This is a genomic window from Microbacterium horticulturae (assembly GCF_029094505.1).
GTDB lineage: Bacteria > Actinomycetota > Actinomycetes > Actinomycetales > Microbacteriaceae > Microbacterium > Microbacterium horticulturae.
In genome coordinates this window covers 2,482,040-2,498,613 of sequence record NZ_CP119108.1, presented here as the reverse complement: position 1 = coordinate 2,498,613, position 16,574 = coordinate 2,482,040, and the positions used below count along the sequence as shown (strand labels likewise).

Annotated in this window: 14 protein-coding genes; all 14 read left to right on the top strand. The window is 67.8% G+C overall.

Going from position 1 to position 16,574, the window contains the following annotated elements; translation table 11 throughout:
• Positions 1-114 precede the first annotated feature (114 nt).
• The 14 genes from PU630_RS11980 (at position 115) to PU630_RS11915 (ending at position 16,546) form a co-directional block, all read left to right on the top strand.
• The gene (locus PU630_RS11980; protein ID WP_275277292.1) at positions 115-1,233 is read left to right on the top strand and encodes a BMP family lipoprotein; all 1,119 of its coding nucleotides are present in this window, start codon (positions 115-117) and stop codon (positions 1,231-1,233) included.
• 79 nt (positions 1,234-1,312) lie between these two features.
• The gene (locus PU630_RS11975) at positions 1,313-2,827 is read left to right on the top strand and encodes an ABC transporter ATP-binding protein (protein WP_275277291.1); all 1,515 of its coding nucleotides are present in this window, start codon (positions 1,313-1,315) and stop codon (positions 2,825-2,827) included.
• Positions 2,824-4,170: an ABC transporter permease gene (locus PU630_RS11970; protein WP_275277290.1), complete on the top strand. Its 1,347-nt coding sequence runs from the start codon at positions 2,824-2,826 to the stop codon at positions 4,168-4,170. The genes PU630_RS11975 and PU630_RS11970 overlap by 4 nt, the downstream gene beginning before the upstream one ends.
• Positions 4,167-5,435 (top strand): ABC transporter permease, encoded by a 1,269-nt coding sequence (locus PU630_RS11965; RefSeq protein ID WP_275277289.1) that lies wholly within the window; start codon positions 4,167-4,169, stop codon positions 5,433-5,435. The genes PU630_RS11970 and PU630_RS11965 overlap by 4 nt, the downstream gene beginning before the upstream one ends.
• A 32-nt stretch (positions 5,436-5,467) precedes the next feature.
• Positions 5,468-5,866 carry a cytidine deaminase gene (locus PU630_RS11960; RefSeq protein WP_275280098.1) on the top strand — a complete coding sequence of 133 codons (399 nt, stop codon included), beginning with the start codon at positions 5,468-5,470 and terminating at the stop codon, positions 5,864-5,866.
• Positions 5,863-7,146 (top strand): thymidine phosphorylase, encoded by a 1,284-nt coding sequence (locus PU630_RS11955; RefSeq protein ID WP_275277288.1) that lies wholly within the window; start codon positions 5,863-5,865, stop codon positions 7,144-7,146. The genes PU630_RS11960 and PU630_RS11955 overlap by 4 nt, the downstream gene beginning before the upstream one ends.
• 30 nt (positions 7,147-7,176) lie before the next feature.
• Positions 7,177-8,292, top strand: coding sequence for an adenosine deaminase (locus tag PU630_RS11950; protein ID WP_275277287.1), 1,116 nt, complete (start codon positions 7,177-7,179; stop codon positions 8,290-8,292).
• Positions 8,293-8,630: 338 nt separating this feature from the next.
• Positions 8,631-10,289 carry an ABC transporter substrate-binding protein gene (locus PU630_RS11945; protein WP_275277286.1) on the top strand — a complete coding sequence of 553 codons (1,659 nt, stop codon included), beginning with the start codon at positions 8,631-8,633 and terminating at the stop codon, positions 10,287-10,289.
• Positions 10,286-11,968, top strand: a complete 1,683-nt coding sequence (locus PU630_RS11940) for a dipeptide ABC transporter ATP-binding protein (RefSeq protein ID WP_275277285.1) — start codon at positions 10,286-10,288, stop codon at positions 11,966-11,968. Before PU630_RS11945 ends, PU630_RS11940 begins: the two co-directional genes overlap by 4 nt.
• Complete coding sequence (locus PU630_RS11935) at positions 11,965-12,900, top strand: ABC transporter permease (RefSeq protein WP_275277284.1); 936 nt, start codon at positions 11,965-11,967, stop codon at positions 12,898-12,900. Before PU630_RS11940 ends, PU630_RS11935 begins: the two co-directional genes overlap by 4 nt.
• The gene (locus PU630_RS11930) at positions 12,897-13,889 is read left to right on the top strand and encodes an ABC transporter permease (protein WP_275277283.1); all 993 of its coding nucleotides are present in this window, start codon (positions 12,897-12,899) and stop codon (positions 13,887-13,889) included. Before PU630_RS11935 ends, PU630_RS11930 begins: the two co-directional genes overlap by 4 nt.
• Before the next feature lie 401 nt (positions 13,890-14,290).
• Positions 14,291-15,082, top strand: coding sequence for a transporter substrate-binding domain-containing protein (locus tag PU630_RS11925; RefSeq protein WP_275277282.1), 792 nt, complete (start codon positions 14,291-14,293; stop codon positions 15,080-15,082).
• Positions 15,083-15,170: 88 nt separating this feature from the next.
• On the top strand, positions 15,171-15,827 hold the full coding sequence (locus PU630_RS11920) for an amino acid ABC transporter permease (protein WP_275277281.1): 657 nt from the start codon (positions 15,171-15,173) through the stop codon (positions 15,825-15,827).
• Entirely contained in the window at positions 15,824-16,546 is a 723-nt protein-coding gene (locus PU630_RS11915) for an amino acid ABC transporter ATP-binding protein (protein ID WP_275277280.1), read from the top strand. Before PU630_RS11920 ends, PU630_RS11915 begins: the two co-directional genes overlap by 4 nt.
• Positions 16,547-16,574 lie beyond the last annotated feature (28 nt).

Here is a 16,574-nt window from a genome sequence, read left to right as displayed (position 1 = left end):
TTCGGCTTTGTAACCATTCCGGCCCACGGGCCGCGCAGAACTGCAAATCTCACGTCATACTGGGTAACTTCGTAGGTGCCGCGAAGTCCGCGGTCCATTCCTGTGGAGGCCGAGTTGACCATCTCATCTACTCGCAAGCTCGCCGGCGTCACCGTCGCCGCCAGCCTTGCCCTCGTGCTCGCCGGCTGCGGCGCCGCGCCGGAGGCGACGACACCGACCGAGGGCGGTAAGACCGCGGTCGCCGGTTTCAAACCCTGCATCGTGTCGGACGACGGCGGCTGGAACGACAAGTCGTTCAACGAATCCGCCAAGAACGGCATCGACAAGGCGGCCCAAGAGCTGGGTGTGAAGGCCGTCGAGGCCGAGTCGAGCTCGGAGAGCGACTACGGCCCCAACATGCAGAGCATGGTCGGCCAGAACTGCACGCTGATCATCGCGGTGGGCTACAAGCTCTCGGCCGAGACGATCAAGGCGGCCAAGGCGAACCCCAGCATCAACTTCGCGATCATCGACGACAGCGCCGACGCCGACGGCGACGGCAAGCCCGACGCCGACAACATCAAGCCGATCCTCTTCAACACCGTCGAGGCCGCCTACCTCGGCGGCTACGCCGCGGCAGCCTGGTCGCACCAGGACGGCGTCGACAAGGTCGGCACGTTCGGCGGCCTGCAGATCCCGTCGGTCGCGATCTTCATGGACGGCTTCATCGATGGCGTGAAGAAGTTCAACGAGGACAACAGCACGAACGTCGCAACGCTCGGCTGGAACGTCGACACGCAGAAGGGCTCGTTCACCGGCGGCTTCACCGCGAACGACACCGCCAAGCAGACCGCGCAGGGCATCCTCGACCAGGGTGTCGACGTGATCCTGCCGGTCGGCGGCCCGATCTACAAGAGCGCGGCGGCGGCCATCAAGGACTCCGGCAAAGACACCGTGATGATGGGCGTGGACTCCGACCTCGCCGTCGCCGACCCGTCGGTGGCCGACGTGACGCTGGTCTCGATCATGAAGCGCATCGACTCCGCCGTCTACGACACGGTGATGTCGGCGGCCACCGGTGACTTCGACGTGACCCCGTACATCGGCACGCTGAAGAACGAGGGTGTGGGCCTGAGCCCGTTCCACGACTTCGAGAGCAAGCTGCCCTCGGGCCTGACCGATAAGCTGGCCGACCTGCAGAAGCAGATCATCGACGGCTCGCTGACGGTCACCTCGACCAACTCGCCGAAGTAAACACGTCACTACGGTCGTTGAGCGGGGCCCCCGCGCGGGGGCCTCGCTCAACGACCGTTCGCTGGATAAGGTGCAGACTATGAAGCTCGAGCTGCGGGGCGTGACGAAGCGCTTCGGAAGCCTGGTGGCCAACGACCACATCGACCTCGAACTGCGCAGCGGTGAGATCCATGCGCTGCTGGGTGAGAACGGCGCCGGCAAATCGACGCTCATGAACGTGCTCTACGGCCTCTACCAGGCCGACGAGGGCGAGATCCTGCTCGACGGTGTCGCGCAGCACTTCCGCGGCCCCGGCGACGCGATCGCCGCCGGCATCGGGATGGTGCATCAGCACTTCATGCTGATCCCCGTGTTCACCGTGGCCGAGAACCTCATGCTCGGCCACGAAGACACCAAGGGCTTCGGCATCCTCGACATCGGCGCCGCGCGCCGCCGGGTGCGCGAGGTGTCCGATCGCTTCGGGTTCCACCTCAACCCGGATGCGCGGGTCGAGGACCTGCCGGTGGGCGTGCAGCAGCGCGTCGAGATCGTGAAGGCGCTCGCGCACGACGCGAAGATCCTCATCTTCGACGAGCCCACCGCTGTGCTCACCCCGCAGGAGACCGACGAGTTCATGCAGATCATGCGGCAGCTGCGCGACGAGGGCACGGCCATCGTGTTCATCACGCACAAGCTGCGCGAGGTGCGCGAGGTCGCCGACCGCATCACGGTCGTGCGCCTGGGCAAGGTCGTCGGCGAGGCGAGTCCCACCGCCACCAACACCGAGCTGGCGTCGATGATGGTCGGCCGCGCGGTCGAGCTGACGGTGCAGAAGGACCCGCCCCACATCGGCACCGGAGGGCTCGAGGTCCGCGACCTGCGCGTACTCTCGGACGACGGCGCGGTCGTGGTCGACGGGATCGACTTCGACGTGCGGCCCGGCGAGGTGCTCGCCGTCGCGGGCGTGCAGGGCAATGGGCAGACCGAGCTGGCCGAGGCGATCATCGGCCTGCAGGAGAAGGTCTCGGGCTCGATCACCCTGAACGGCGAAGAGCTCGTCGGCAAGGGCGTGCGCGCGATCCTCGACGAGGGCGTCGGGTTCGTGCCCGAAGACCGGCAGGAAGACGGCCTGGTCGGCTCGTTCACCGTTGCGGAGAACCTCATCCTCGACCGCAGCTCAGACCGCCGGTTCCAGTCGGGCGGCACCATCAAACGTCGCGTGCTCGACACGTTCGCACGTGACCGTATCGCCGAGTTCGACATCCGCACGCAGGGGCCGTCGAGCCCCGCCGGCTCGTTGTCGGGCGGCAACCAGCAGAAGGTCGTCATCGCCCGCGAGCTGACCCGCGAGCTCACACTGCTCCTGGCCTCGCAGCCCACCCGTGGCGTCGATGTGGGATCGATCGAGTTCATCCACAACCGGATCATCCAGACCCGCGACGCCGGCGTGCCGGTGATCGTCGTGTCGACCGAGCTCGACGAGGTCGTCGCCCTCGCCGACCGGATCGCCGTGATGTACCGCGGCGGCATCGTGGGGATCGTCCCCGCAGACACCCCGCGTGACGTGCTCGGCCTGATGATGGCCGGCGAGAACCCGACGGAGGACGCCGCATGAGCGACCGTGTTCCCGGCGCAGGACCCGAACCGGTCGGATTGCCGCCCGAGCAGCTGCCTGCGGCATCCGGCCCCCTCACCGGTCAGGGGGCGAAGGAGACGCCCGAAGCCCCGCGATCGAATCAGTTGATCCGGGAGATCTTGCGCGGGTCGGTGGTGACCACCGTTCTGGCGATCGTCGCGTCGATGATCGTCGGCGGCATCCTCATCGCGGTGACCGACGAGACCGTGCAGAAGACGGCCGGCTACTTCTTCGCGCGCCCACAGGACATGCTCGTCGCTGTCTGGCAGGCCGTCGCCGGCGGCTACTCCGCGCTGTTCGAGGGGGCGATCGTCAACCCCGGCGCCACGTCCTTCGTCGCGTTCATCCGACCGCTGACGAACACCCTCGGATTCGCCGCACCGCTCATCGCGGCGGGTCTCGGCGTCGCGCTCGCCTTCCGCTCCGGCCTTTTCAACATCGGTGCCCGTGGTCAGATGCTGATCGCGTGCGCCACGGCCGCCCTCGTGACGTTCAACCTCGACCTGCCGATGTGGATCCATATGCCGCTGACGCTCGTCGCGGGCATCGTCGGCGGCGCGATCTGGGGTGGCATCGCGGGGCTGCTGAAGGCGCGCACCGGTGCGCACGAGGTGATCCTGACGATCATGCTCAACTTCGTCGCGCTGTACCTCGTGCGGTGGATGATCCGCACGCCGGGTCTGCTGCAGAAGCCCGGCACCAACCAGCCGATCTCGGCCCCCACGCCCGCGACAGCGCAGTTCCCTTCCCTGTTCGGTGAGCAGTTCCCGTTGCTGAACTGGGGCTTCCCGATCGTGATCCTCGCCACGGTGATCACGTGGTGGCTCGTCGAACACTCCAGCCTGGGCTTCCGGCTGCGGGCGGTGGGCGAGAACCCGCACGCTGCGCGCACGGCCGGCATCAGCGTGCAGCGTATGTACGTCTATGCGATGCTGTTCGCCGGAGGTCTGGCGGGACTGGCGGGTATGAACCAGATCCTGGGCTCCGTCACCACGGGCTTCGGTGACGCGATCGACGCCGGTATCGGCTTCGACGCCATCACGGTGGCCCTTCTCGGGCGTTCGCGTGCCTGGGGCACGTTCTGGGCGGGACTGCTGTTCGGCGCGCTGAAGGCGGGGTCGTTCACGATGCAGGTCGCGCAGGGCATCCCCGTCGACATCGTGCTCGTGGTCGAGTCGATGATCGTGCTGTTCATCGCGGCGCCCCCGCTCGTGCGTACGATCTTCTTCCTCCCCAAGGACGACTCCGATCTGTCGGCGAAGGGCAAGGCCAAGGCCGCCCGCAAACGCGCCGCGGCGAATGACAAGGCGGTGGCCTCATGACGATCACGGCCTCCACGTTCACGCCCGAGATCGTGCGCACCCGGCACATCAAGCTGCCGGTGACGCTCACCGTCGTGACGGTGCTGCTGGCCCTGCTGTTCGTGTTCTCGCCGGTCACCGGTGAGAGCATCTTCCGGATCAGCGACCGCATCTCGTTCACCATCGCCGACATCCACGTGGCCTCCGCACCCACGATGTGGATCTCGTGGGTCATCCTCGCCGTGCTCGCCGCGTGGACCTGGTGGGATGCTGTGGCCTACCGCCGCACGGGGTTGTGGGTTTCGATCGTCTTCGCCGTGATCGCGATGTTCGCGTTCCTCACCTGGGCCGCGCAAGACGGCGGCGTGGTGCCGGTGGCGGGCACGCTCGCCGGAGCCCTGTCGCTGTCGGTGCCGCTCGTGTACGGCGCCCTGGCCGGGGTCATCGGCGAACGCGGCGGCGTGGTCAACATCGCCATCGAGGGCCAGTTGCTGCTGGGTGCGTTCACCGCGGTGCTGCTGTCGAGCATCACGCGCAACCCGTTCGTGGGACTCGTCGGTGCCATCATCGGCGGTGTCATGGTCGCGTTCGTGCTCGCGGCGTTCGCGATCCGCTATCTGGTCGACCAGATCATCGTCGGTGTCGTGCTGAACGTGCTGGTCTCGGGCCTGACCGGTTTTCTCTACGGCGCCCTGCTGGCCCCCAACGAAGCGGCGCTGAACAACGCTGTGACCTTCCCGCGGTGGAAGATCCCGCTGCTGGGCGACATCCCCGTCATCGGTCCGGTGTTCTTCAACCAGACGTTCATCGTCTACCTGATGTACGTGGTCGTGGCGATCGTGGCCTGGGGCCTGTACCGCACCCGGTGGGGACTGCGTCTGCGCTCGGTCGGCGAGCACCCGCAGGCGGCCGACACCGTCGGCATCAAAGTCAACCCGACCCGGTTCTGGAACGTGCTGCTGGCGGGGGCGATCGCCGGCATCGGCGGCGCCTATTTCACGCTGGTGTCGGTGCCGCAGTTCACCAAGGACATGACCGCCGGCCTCGGCTTCATCGCCTTGGCGGCGGTGATCTTCGGCGGGTGGGATCCGATCAAGGCGACGCTGGCCGCCCTGCTGTTCGGCTTCGCGACGAGCCTGCAGAACCTGCTGTCGGTGCTGTCGACGCCGATCCCCAGCGAGTTCATGCTCATGCTGCCGTACGTGGTCACGATCCTGGCGGTGGCCGGATTCGCCGGGAAGATCACGGCACCCGCGGCCGATGGCAGTCCATACATCAAGGGATGACCCGTGGCATCCCGCACATCGTGGAGGAGATAGTGACCGACATCGACTGGGACGCGCTGCACGCCGCTGCGCGCGAGGCCTCGGAGCGCGCCTATGTGCCGTACTCGCGCTATCGCGTGGGAGCGGCCGCGCTGGTGACCGATGGCCGCGTCATCGCGGGCTGCAACGTCGAGAACGCCTCGTACGGGGTCACGCTGTGTGCGGAATGCGGGTTGGTGAGCGACCTGCACATGTCGGGCGGCGGCCAGCTCGTCGCGTTCGTGTGCGTGAACGGCGAGGGCGACACGATCATGCCGTGCGGGCGCTGCCGGCAGCTGCTGTTCGAGCACGCGATCCCCGGGATGCTGCTCGACACCGTCTCCGGCATCCGTACGATCGACGAGGTGCTGCCCGACGCCTTCGGCCCGCGTGACCTGGAAGCAGTGCGATGACCGAACCCTTCGACGCCGTCGACGTGATCCGCGCGCAGCGCGACAAGACCGGGCTCGACCCCGACGCGCTGCGGTGGATGATCGACGCCTACACCCGCGAGTTCGTGACCGACGCGCAGATGTCGGCGTTCGCGATGGCGGTGCTGCTGAACGGCATGGGGCGCGACGAGATCCGCGTGATGACCGATGCCATGATCGCCTCGGGCGAGCGGATGAGCTTCGCGGGTCTGGGCAAGCCGACGAGCGACAAGCACTCCACGGGCGGTGTCGGCGACAAGATCACGTTGCCGCTGGCGCCCCTGGTCGCGACGTTCGGGGTCGCCGTGCCGCAGCTGTCGGGCCGCGGCCTCGGGCACACGGGCGGCACGCTCGACAAGCTCGAGTCGATCGCCGGGTGGCGCGCCGCGCTCTCGAACGACGAGATGCGTGCCCAGCTGCGCGACGTGGGCGCCGTGATCTGTGCGGCGGGCTCGGGGCTGGCCCCGGCCGACAAGCGGTTGTACGCGCTGCGCGACGTGACCGGCACCGTCGAGGCGGTGCCGCTGATCGCCTCGAGCATCATGTCGAAGAAGATCGCCGAGGGCACCGACGCGCTCGTGCTCGACGTCAAGGTCGGCTCGGGCGCCTTCATGCACGACCTCGAGAAGGCCCGCGAGCTGGCCCGGACCATGGTCGCGCTCGGAACGGACTCGGGCGTGGCGACCACCGCCCTTATCACCGACATGGACACGCCCCTGGGCCTGGCCGTCGGCAACGCGAACGAGGTGCGCGAGTCCGTCGAGGTGCTTGCCGGCGGCGGCCCGGCCGATGTCATCGAGCTGACCGTAGCGCTCGCACGTGAGATGCTCGCGCTGGCCGGCCGGCCCGATGCCGACGTCGAGGCGGCCCTTGCCGACGGACGCGCGATGGACGTCTGGCGGCGCATGATCCGGGCGCAGGACGGCGATCCCGACGCACCGCTGCCCATGCCGCGCGAGACGCACACGGTCACCGCTCCCGAGTCGGGTGTGCTCACCCGACTCGACGCCTGGGACGTCGGCATCGCCGCGTGGCGACTGGGCGCCGGGCGCGCCCGCCCGCAAGACGCCGTCGTGCACGCGGCCGGCATCGAACTGCACGCCAAGCCGGGTGATAGCGTTGTCGCCGGTCAGCCGCTGCTCACGCTCGGTGCCGACGACGCCGCGCGCATCCCGCGCGCGCTCGAGGCCCTCGAGAACGCGTACAGCATCGGCGAGAAGGCCGAACCGCGCTCGATCGTCATCGAGCGCATCACCGCGTGACGCGGCATCCCGAATCTCCAAGGAGCACCCATGGCCATCGACCAGAACGGTGACGCGCGTATCGGCGGCGTCTCGTTGCGCAGCCTTCCGAAGGTCTCGTTGCACGACCACCTCGACGGGGGCGTGCGACCCGCCACGATCATCGAGCTGGCGGATGCCGCCGGCATCGAGGTCCCCGAGCACGAACCGGCCGCGCTCGCCGACTGGTTCGCCCGGCAGAGCGACTCGGGCTCGCTCGTCGAGTACCTGAAGACCTTCGACCTCACGATCGCCGTCATGCAGACACGTGAGGGGCTGACCCGGATCGCTCGTGAGTTCGTCGAAGACCTCGTCGCCGACGGCGTCGTCTACGCCGAGGTGCGCTGGGCGCCCGAACAGCACCTGACAGCCGGCCTGAGCCTCGACGATGCGGTCGCCGCCGTCCAGGAGGGCATCGAGCAGGGGCAGGATGCCGCACTCGCCGCCGGCCGTGATATCCGTGTCGGGCAGCTCATCAGCGCGATGCGGCACACCGACCGGTCGCTGGAGATCGCGAAGCTCGCGGTGTCATGGCGCGACCGCGGCGCGGTCGGATTCGACATCGCCGGACCCGAAGACGGCTTCCCGCCGTCGCGGCTGCGCGACGCGTTCGACTACCTGGCGGCGGACTTCTTCCCGGCCACGGTGCACGCGGGGGAGGCGGCCGGGCTCGCCTCGATCCGTTCGGCGCTCATCGACGGGCGCGCGCTGCGCCTGGGCCACGGCGTGCGGATCGCCGAAGACATCGAGACGGTCGGCGTCGACGGAGAGGATGTGCAGGTCCGCCTGGGAGAGATCGCGCAGTGGGTGCGCGACCGCGAGATCCCGCTCGAGCTCTCGCCGAGCTCGAACCTGCAGACCGGCGCCATCGCGGCGTGGGGCAATGTGCTCGCCGACCACCCGTTCGACCTGCTCTACCAGGTCGGGTTCGCTGTGACGGTCAACGTCGACAACCGCACGATGAGCCGCACCTCGCTCACGCGCGAGCTGGCGCTGCTCGCCGAGACCTTCGACTACGACCTCGGTGACATCGAGGCCTTCCAGCTCAACGCGGCCGCGGCAGCATTCCTGCCCATCGAGGAGCGCGAAGAACTCATCGAGCTCATCGCCGCCGGCTTCGGCGCGTAGCGCGCCCCGCCGCATCCACCCAATCCCGGCATGGCGTCCCGGCCAGCGGCATCCACCCCTCCCAGACTTCGGAGGATCGCGCGAACTTCGGATCGTTCTGCCCCGATCGCTCCGAGGTCGGCGTGACTCTCCGAAGTCTGTGAGGCGACGGGCAGGATGCTCGAGGCCGGGGCGGGTGAACACGGCAGGGGATGGCGCGGCCTGCGTGACGCCACATTTCAGTGTGCGGCGGGAATACCTTCGCGATGAGGGAAGCTGGAATATATCGGTTCGCCAACCCAGCCGGCGAGCCTGGAGAGACCTGCGCACCATCACAGCGCGCGACAGAAAGAGGACCCATGAGACGACACCTGACGGGCGCCATCGCGCTCGCGGCGGCCGCGACCCTGGCACTCACCGCCTGCTCGGGCGGTGGCAGCAGTGCCGAGAAGACCGGCACCGCCGGCGGGACGCTCACCATCCTCACCTCGGCGACCCAGATCGATCTCGACCCCGCGAAGAGTCAGAACCTCGCGATCACGACGCTCGGTCTCATCGAGCGGCGCCTGACGACCTGGGACATCGAGAAGGGCAAGGACCCGAAGGTCGTCCCCGACCTCGCCACCGACACCGGCACGGTCAGCGACGACGGCAAGACCTGGACCTACACGCTCAAGGACGGCCTGAAGTTCGCCGACGGCACGCCCATCACCAGCGAAGACGTCAAGTACGGCATCGAGCGGTCGTTCGCGCCCGAGCTGTCGGGAGGCCTCGGCTACCACAAGTCCTTGCTCGTCGGCGGCGAGGACTACCAGGGGCCCTACACCGACGGCGATCTCGACTCCATCGAGACCCCCGATGACAAGACCATCGTCTTCCACTTGAACGCGTCGTACGGCGACTGGCCGTGGATCGTGTCGATGCCGGCGTTCGCCCCGGTGCCCAAAGACAAGGATGACCCCAAGACCTACGGCCAGGATCCGGTGGCCACCGGCCCCTACAAGGTCTCGTCGAACAAGCAGGGCACGGCCCTCGAGCTGGTCCGCAACACGAACTGGGACAAGAGCACCGACCCGGTGCGCACCGCCGGCCCCGACAAGATCATCTTCAAGGAGAGCCAGGACGTCTCCACGAGCACGCAGTCGCTGATCAGCGACGCGGGCAGCGCCAAGACCTCGTTCCTGGCGACCTACCTGGGCGCCGCTGAGCTGGCCCTGGTCAACAAGAACCCCAGCGCTAAGGAGAGGCTGGCCACCAGCGACGCCGGCCCCATCAGCTACCTCGCCATGAACACGCAGCGCGGTGCGCTGAAGGACCTCAAGGTGCGTCAGGCGATCGAGTACGCCGTCGACCCGAAGGCCTTCATCATCGCGCAGGGCGGCAGCCAAGCGGCGATCCGCGCGACCACGTTGATCACGCCTGGCATCCCGGGGCGTCAGGAGTACGACCTGTATCCGTCGGGCGACGACGGCGACGTCGCCAAGGCCAAGCAGCTGCTGAAGGAGGCCGGCCATGCCGACGACCTGAAGCTCACGCTGTGGGCGGCCAACGATCCGTCGAACCAGGCGCAGGCGCAGGCGCTCGAACAGGGCATCGAGCGCGCCGGCATCGACGTGACGATCAAGCCGCTCGACGTCAACACGATGTACACCGATGCCACCGGAGACGACCCCGACTACGACCTGATCCTCGGTGGCTGGCAGCCCGACTTCCCGAGCGCGAACGGCAACATCCAGCCGCTGTTCGACTCGAGCCAGGTCGGCGGCGGCGGATACAACCTCGCCCGGTACTCGAGCCCCGAGGTCGACAAGCTCATCGACCAGGCGACGGCGGCGACCGACCCGGCGCAGGCGCAGTCGCTGTGGGCGCAGGCCGACAAGCGCATCATGCAGGACGCCCCGGTCGTCCCGCTGACCTACGCGAAGCAGTCGTTCCTGGCCGGCAGCGATGTCGAGAACTTCTTCATCGCGTCGTTCCCCGCGTATCCGAACTATCTGACTGTCACACTGAAGCAGTGAGTTCATCCGGCGATCAGCCGGTGCTGTCGGCGGACGCGATCCGCATCGCGTTCGCCGACAGCCCGCGCAGCCAAGCCCGCACCGTCGTCGACGGGGTGGGCTTCGAGCTGTACCCGGGGCGCGTGGTGGCGCTGGTGGGAGAATCGGGCTCGGGCAAGTCGGTCACGGCGATGTCGGTCCTGGGGCTGCTGCCGCCCAACGCGCGCGTGGCCGGCAGCATCCGCCTCGGCGGCCAGGAGCTCGTCGGCGCCCCCGCGAACGTGTTGCGCGCGGTGCGCGGCGGGCGCATCGGCACGATCTTCCAAGAACCGATGAACGCGTTCGACCCGGTTTACACGATCGAGTGGCAGATCGTCGAGGCGCTGCGTGCACATACGAGCGCCGACCGGTCCTCCGCGGGCGCTCGGGTGTGCGAGCTGCTGCGTTCGGTGGGCATCCGCGACGTGGACCGTGTGGCGCGCTCGCATCCGCACGAACTCAGCGGCGGCCAATTGCAGCGCGCCATGATCGCGATGGCGCTGTCGTGCGACCCTGAGATCCTCATCGCCGACGAGCCGACCACCGCCCTGGACGTCACCGTGCAGGCCGGCATTCTCGAGCTCATCCGCGTCATGGCCGCCGAGCGGCGGGTGGCCGTCCTTCTGATCACCCACGACATGGGCGTCGTCGCCGATCTCGCTGACGACGTGATCGTCATGCGTGCGGGCGAGGTCGTGGAGAGGGCGGATGCCGCGACCCTGTTCGCCGCTCCGAAGGCCACCTACACGCGGGAACTGCTGCAGGCCGTGCCGCGGCTCGATCAGACCGCCGCGGTGGCGGCTGAGGCGGCATCCACCCCCCGCGTCGTCGAGGTCGACGACCTGTCGATCGACTACGCCACCACGGGCTGGGGGCGCCCACCGCTGCGTGCCGTGCAGGGCGTGGGCTTCACGATCGACGCCGGTCGCACCTTCGGCCTGGTCGGTGAGTCGGGGTCGGGCAAGTCCACGATCGGGCGGGCGCTGGCAGGGTTGATCGCCCCGGCGTCCGGAATCGTGCGGGTCGAGGGGACGGACCTGGCCACGGCATCCCGCCGGCGCCTGCGCGCGGTGCGCCGGGGGATCGGCTACGTCTTTCAAGACCCGGCATCGTCGCTGAACCCCCGGCAGACGGTCGGCCGGGCCATCGCCGAGCCCCTGCGGCTGCACACCCGGCAGGGGCAGACCGAGCGTCGCGCCCGCGTTGCGGAGCTGCTGGATGCCGTGAACCTGCCGTCCGCGTTCGCCGAGCGGTACCCGCACGAGCTGTCGGGCGGCCAGCGTCAGCGCGTGGCGATCGCCCGCGCCGTCGCGCTGCACCCGGCGCTGCTCATCGCCGACGAGCCCACCAGCGCGCTCGACGTGTCGGTGCAGGCCACCGTGCTGCAGCTGTTCGTGCAGCTGCAGCGCGACTTCGGGTTCGCCTGCCTGTTCATCAGCCATGACCTCGCCGTCGTCCAGGAGGTGGCGCACGAGGTCGCGGTGCTGCAGGACGGCCGCATCGTCGAGTCCGGCCCGGCCCGGCGTCTGCTCGCCGACCCGCAGCAGCCCTACACGCAACGGCTCATCGCCGCCGCGCCCGTGGCGGACCCCGCAGCGCAGCGTCGTCGGCGAGAGGCTTGGCACGCGCTCGCGTCCGACGATGCGGAGGTGACGGCATGACCACCGCGAACACGATCGAGGGCGCCGGCATCCCGTCGCAGCGCACAGGTTTTCGGCACATCCTCCGTTCGGTGCTGCGCGACCGATGGGCCGCTGCCGGCGCGATCGTCATCATCGGCTTCGTGCTCGTGGCGCTGCTCGCGCCGCTGCTGACCGCGGTCACCGGGCAGAACCCGTACACCTATCACGTCGACCTGCTCGACGACTCGGGCGCGCCCGTGGGCTGGGGCGGCGGCATCAGCGCGACGCACTGGTTCGGCGTCGAGCCGCTCACCGGCCGCGACCTGTTCTCGATCGTGGTGTACGGCGCCCGTATCTCGCTGCTCGTAGGCATCAGCGCCACCGTGCTCTCGGTGCTCATCGGCGTGCTCGTCGGCGTGACGACCGGGTTCTTCGGCGGCTGGTACGACAAGATCTTCAGCCGGGTCGTCGACGTGATGTTCGGCTTCCCGGTGCTGGTGTTCATGATCGCGCTGACTGCCATCGTGCCCACGGCGTTCCCCAAGCCCCTATTCATGATCATCGTCATCGGATTCTTCGGCTGGCCGTCGATCTCGCGCGTCGTGCGCGGCCAGGTGCTCTCGCTGCGCGAACGCGCCTTCGTGACGGCATCCACCGCCATGGGCGCGGCCGGCTGGCGCGTGGCCTTCGGTCAGGTGCTGCCCAATGTGTCGGCGACGATCATCGTCTACACGACGATCATGGTGCCCTCGATGATCGGCTTCGAGGCGGCGCTGTCGTTCCTGGGGGTCGGCGTGCCGCCGCCCACACCGAGCTGGGGTCGCACGATCGGTGAGGCCGTCGCCTGGGTGCAGATCAGCCCGATGTACCTCGTGTTCCCGGGTGCCGCGCTGTTCCTCATCACGCTCGCTTTCAACACTCTGGGCGACGGGCTGCGCGACGCCCTCGACCCGAAGGGAGGCGGCCGATGACCCGGTTCATCCTGCAGCGGTTGGGCGGCATGATCATCGTGCTGCTGGTCGTGGCGGTCGTCTCCTTCGCGATCTTCTACCTTCTGCCCACGAACCCTGCGCAACTGAGCTGTGGCAAGCCGTGCACGCCCGAGAACCTTGAACGTGCGAAGGAGTTCATGGGCACGAACCTGCCCTGGTGGCAGCAGCTCGGTGCCTTCTTGTGGGGCATCGTCGCGGGGCGCAGCTTCGGGACGGGGGATGCCGCGATCTCGTGCACTGCGCCGTGCTTCGGGTACTCCTTCCAGCTGAACGCATCGGTGAGCGAGCTCATCGCCTCGCGCTTTCCCGTGTCGGCATCGATCGCGATCGGCGCGGCCGCGCTGTGGGTGCTGATGGGCGTGGCCGGGGGAGTGGTCGCGGCCCTGCGCCGCAACACCTGGGTCGACCGCACCGTGATGACCTTCGCGATCGCGGGCGTCTCGGCGCCCAGCTACCTCGTCGGGCTGTTGGCGATCCTGCTGTTCGGGTTCACGCTGCAATGGTTCCCCACCGGCGGATACGTCCCGCTGACCGAAGATCCCCTGCAGTGGTTCCTGCATCTGATCCTGCCGTGGTGCACGCTCGCGTTCATCTCCGCGGCCATCTACGCGCGGCTGACCCGCGGCGAGATGATCGAGACGATGGGGCAGGACTACATCCGCACCGTCCGCGCCAAGGGCGTCGGCGAGGGGCGGGTGGTTGTGCGCCACGGGTTGCGCAACGCCATCATCCCGGTCGTCACGATCTTCGGGCTCGACCTCGGGGGACTGCTGGGGGGCACTGTGATCGCCGAGAAGGTGTTCTCGATGCAGGGACTGGGCGCCATGCTCATCGACGGTGTCAACACTCTCGATCTGCAGCTCGTCATCGGTTTCACCCTGTTCTCGGCGTTTCTGATCGTGCTGGCGAACTTCATCGTCGACCTGCTCTACGGATTCGTCGACCCGCGGGTGAAGGCGCGCGCCTGACCCGCGCCGACGGCGGGCTCGGCAGAGTGGACGCCATTCCACTCCCGAGCCCGCGGGCGGAGACGGGATGCTGCGGCTGCCCCACGTCGCCTGAGACGCCGCCGGGCGTCTTCGGGTGTGCGCTCAGGCGGTGTCGTCGATGTTATCGGTTACTAACTGAGACGACGAATCCCGGTCGATTTCTGTGACGTTGCGCTGGGGCCGAACCGCGTCTGCGGGGGCGGTGCGGAAACGCCGTCGGACCAGCTGTTCATGCGCGGCGTCATCACCGTGTCTGCAGGGCCGGAACGTACCCGGGACGAGCTGGGGCGCGTTTGACAGGCCTTGGAGGCCTCTGTACGTTGGCTAAGGTTTTCAGCCAATCCCCAGGATCCGCATGACGGATTCAAGAAAGGCAGACCGTGAACAGAACACGACGGCTCTCGACGGCGGCGGCGATTCTCGCAGCCTTGACTCTCACGGTGGGCTTGTCCGCCTGCTCCGGCGGTGACGACGGTGCAGACGGTGAGCTGAAAGACAGCTACACGGTGGCGACCGACACCTCGTTCGTCCCGTTCGAGTTCAAGGACGGCGGCGAGTACGTCGGCTTCGACATCGATCTGATCAACGCCATCGCCGACGAGGCGGGCTTCACCATCGACCTGAAGACGACCAACTTCGACGGAATCATCCCGGGCATGCAGACCGGTACCTTCGACATGGCGATCGCGGGCATCAGCATCACCGACGAGCGGGCGAAGAAGATCGACTATTCAGACCCGTACTACCAGTCCGGTCTGCGCATCGGCGTGCCCGTCGACAACACCGACATCAACTCGGTCGATGACCTTGCGGGCAAGAACATCGCGACGCGACTGGGATCGACCAGCGCCGACTACATCAAGAAGAACATCGACGGCGCCACGCCCAAGGAGTACAAGCAGCTCGACCAGGCGTACCTCTCGGTGGCCAACGGCAGTACCGACGCCGTCCTCTACGACGCCCCGAACGTGGCGTACTACATCAAGACCAAGGGCGAAGACAGCCTGAAGATGGTCGGCGACCTGCTGCAGGCCGAAGACTACGGAATCGCCATCGCGAAGGGGCAGCCCGAGCTCGTCGAGGCGGTCGACGCCGCGCTGAAGTCGCTGAAGGACGACGGCACGTACGACAAGCTCTTCGAGAAGTGGTTCGGCGAGAAGCCGCAGAACTGATCGACATCCGCCGCAGTGCAGAGGGTGGCTCCCCGAGCGGAGCCGCCCTCTCCCGTTTCGCCATGCACCCGCAGAGAGGGCACAACGCATGAACTTCGACTGGGCCGGTGTCGTCCAATTCCTGCCACAGCTGCTCGTCGGCCTCTACTACACCCTGCTGGTGTCGGTCTTCGGCCTGCTGATCGGCTTCGTGCTCGGAGCCATCGTCGGCCTCGGGCGCCTGTCACGCAGCAAGATCGTCTACGGCCTCGCAACCGTCTACGTAGAGGTCCTGCGCGGCACCCCGATCCTCGTGCAGGCGATGTGGATCTTCTTCGCGCTGCCGCTGCTGGTCCACTTCAACATCCCTTCGCTGCTGGCGGGCATCATCGTCATCGCGCTGAACTCCGGGGCCTACATCGCCGAGATCGTGCGCGGCGCCGTGCAATCGATCGACAAGGGACAGATGGAGGCCGGTCGCTCGCTGGGGCTGGGGCACCACCAGACGATGATCGACATCATCTGGCCGCAGGCGTTCAAGCGCATGATCCCGCCGCTGGGCAATCAGTTCATCATCAGCATCAAAGACACCTCGCTGCTGTCGGTGATCCTGGTGCCCGAACTGCTCTACCAGGGCACGCTCATCGCCGCGAACCACTTCAACGCCGTCGAGATCTACACCACGGTCGCGGTGTTCTACCTGATCATCACGGTGACGCTCTCGAAGGTCCTGAACATCACCGAGAAGAGGATGGCCACCGCATGATCACCGTCAAGGACCTGCACAAGAGCTTCGGCGATCTCGAGGTGCTGCGCGGCATCGACTACGAGGTCGCAGAGTCCGAAGTCGTGTGCGTCATCGGGCCCAGCGGTTCGGGCAAGAGCACGCTCCTGCGCTGCCTGAACCAGCTCGAAGAGGTCACTGCCGGCACCATCATCGTGGACGGCAACGACCTCACCGACCCGAAGCTCGACATCAACGCGGTGCGTACCGAGATCGGCATGGTCTTCCAGCAGTTCAATCTGTTCCCGCACAAGTCGGTGCTCGACAACGTCGCGCTGGCACCGCGCCGGGTGCGCAGGATCTCCCGTGCACAGGCCGAGGAGCGCGCCCGAGCACTGCTGGCGAAGGTCGGCCTGGCCGACAAGGCCGACGCGTACCCCGAACAGCTCTCCGGCGGACAGAAACAGCGCGTGGCGATCGCCCGGGCGCTGGCGATGGAGCCGAAGATCATGCTCTTCGACGAGCCGACCTCCGCGCTCGACCCCGAGTTGGTGGGGGAGGTCCTCGAGGTGATGAAGGACCTCGCCATCGAGGGGATGACGATGGTCGTCGTCACGCATGAGATGGGGTTCGCGCGCGAGGTGGGCGATCGCGTGGTGTTCATGGACGGCGGAGTGATCGTCGAAGAGGGCACCCCCGACGAGATCTTCGGCAACCCGCAGTCACCGCGAACCAAGGACTTCCTCGACAAGGTGCTCTGACGCGCGGCTGCCCGCCGCTCCGTGGTTA

Excerpts from the sequence above, each read along its gene's own strand:
- PU630_RS11975 (WP_275277291.1), top strand. The coding sequence starts at position 1,313 with ATGAAGCTCGAGCTGCGGGGCGTGACGAAGCGCTTCGGAAGCCTGGTG.
- PU630_RS11970 (WP_275277290.1), top strand. The coding sequence starts at position 2,824 with ATGAGCGACCGTGTTCCCGGCGCAGGACCCGAACCGGTCGGATTGCCG.
- PU630_RS11965 (WP_275277289.1), top strand. The coding sequence starts at position 4,167 with ATGACGATCACGGCCTCCACGTTCACGCCCGAGATCGTGCGCACCCGG.
- PU630_RS11955 (WP_275277288.1), top strand. The coding sequence starts at position 5,863 with ATGACCGAACCCTTCGACGCCGTCGACGTGATCCGCGCGCAGCGCGAC.
- PU630_RS11950 (WP_275277287.1), top strand. The coding sequence starts at position 7,177 with ATGGCCATCGACCAGAACGGTGACGCGCGTATCGGCGGCGTCTCGTTG.
- PU630_RS11945 (WP_275277286.1), top strand. The coding sequence starts at position 8,631 with ATGAGACGACACCTGACGGGCGCCATCGCGCTCGCGGCGGCCGCGACC.
- PU630_RS11935 (WP_275277284.1), top strand. The coding sequence starts at position 11,965 with ATGACCACCGCGAACACGATCGAGGGCGCCGGCATCCCGTCGCAGCGC.
- PU630_RS11930 (WP_275277283.1), top strand. The coding sequence starts at position 12,897 with ATGACCCGGTTCATCCTGCAGCGGTTGGGCGGCATGATCATCGTGCTG.
- PU630_RS11920 (WP_275277281.1), top strand. The coding sequence starts at position 15,171 with ATGAACTTCGACTGGGCCGGTGTCGTCCAATTCCTGCCACAGCTGCTC.
- PU630_RS11915 (WP_275277280.1), top strand. The coding sequence starts at position 15,824 with ATGATCACCGTCAAGGACCTGCACAAGAGCTTCGGCGATCTCGAGGTG.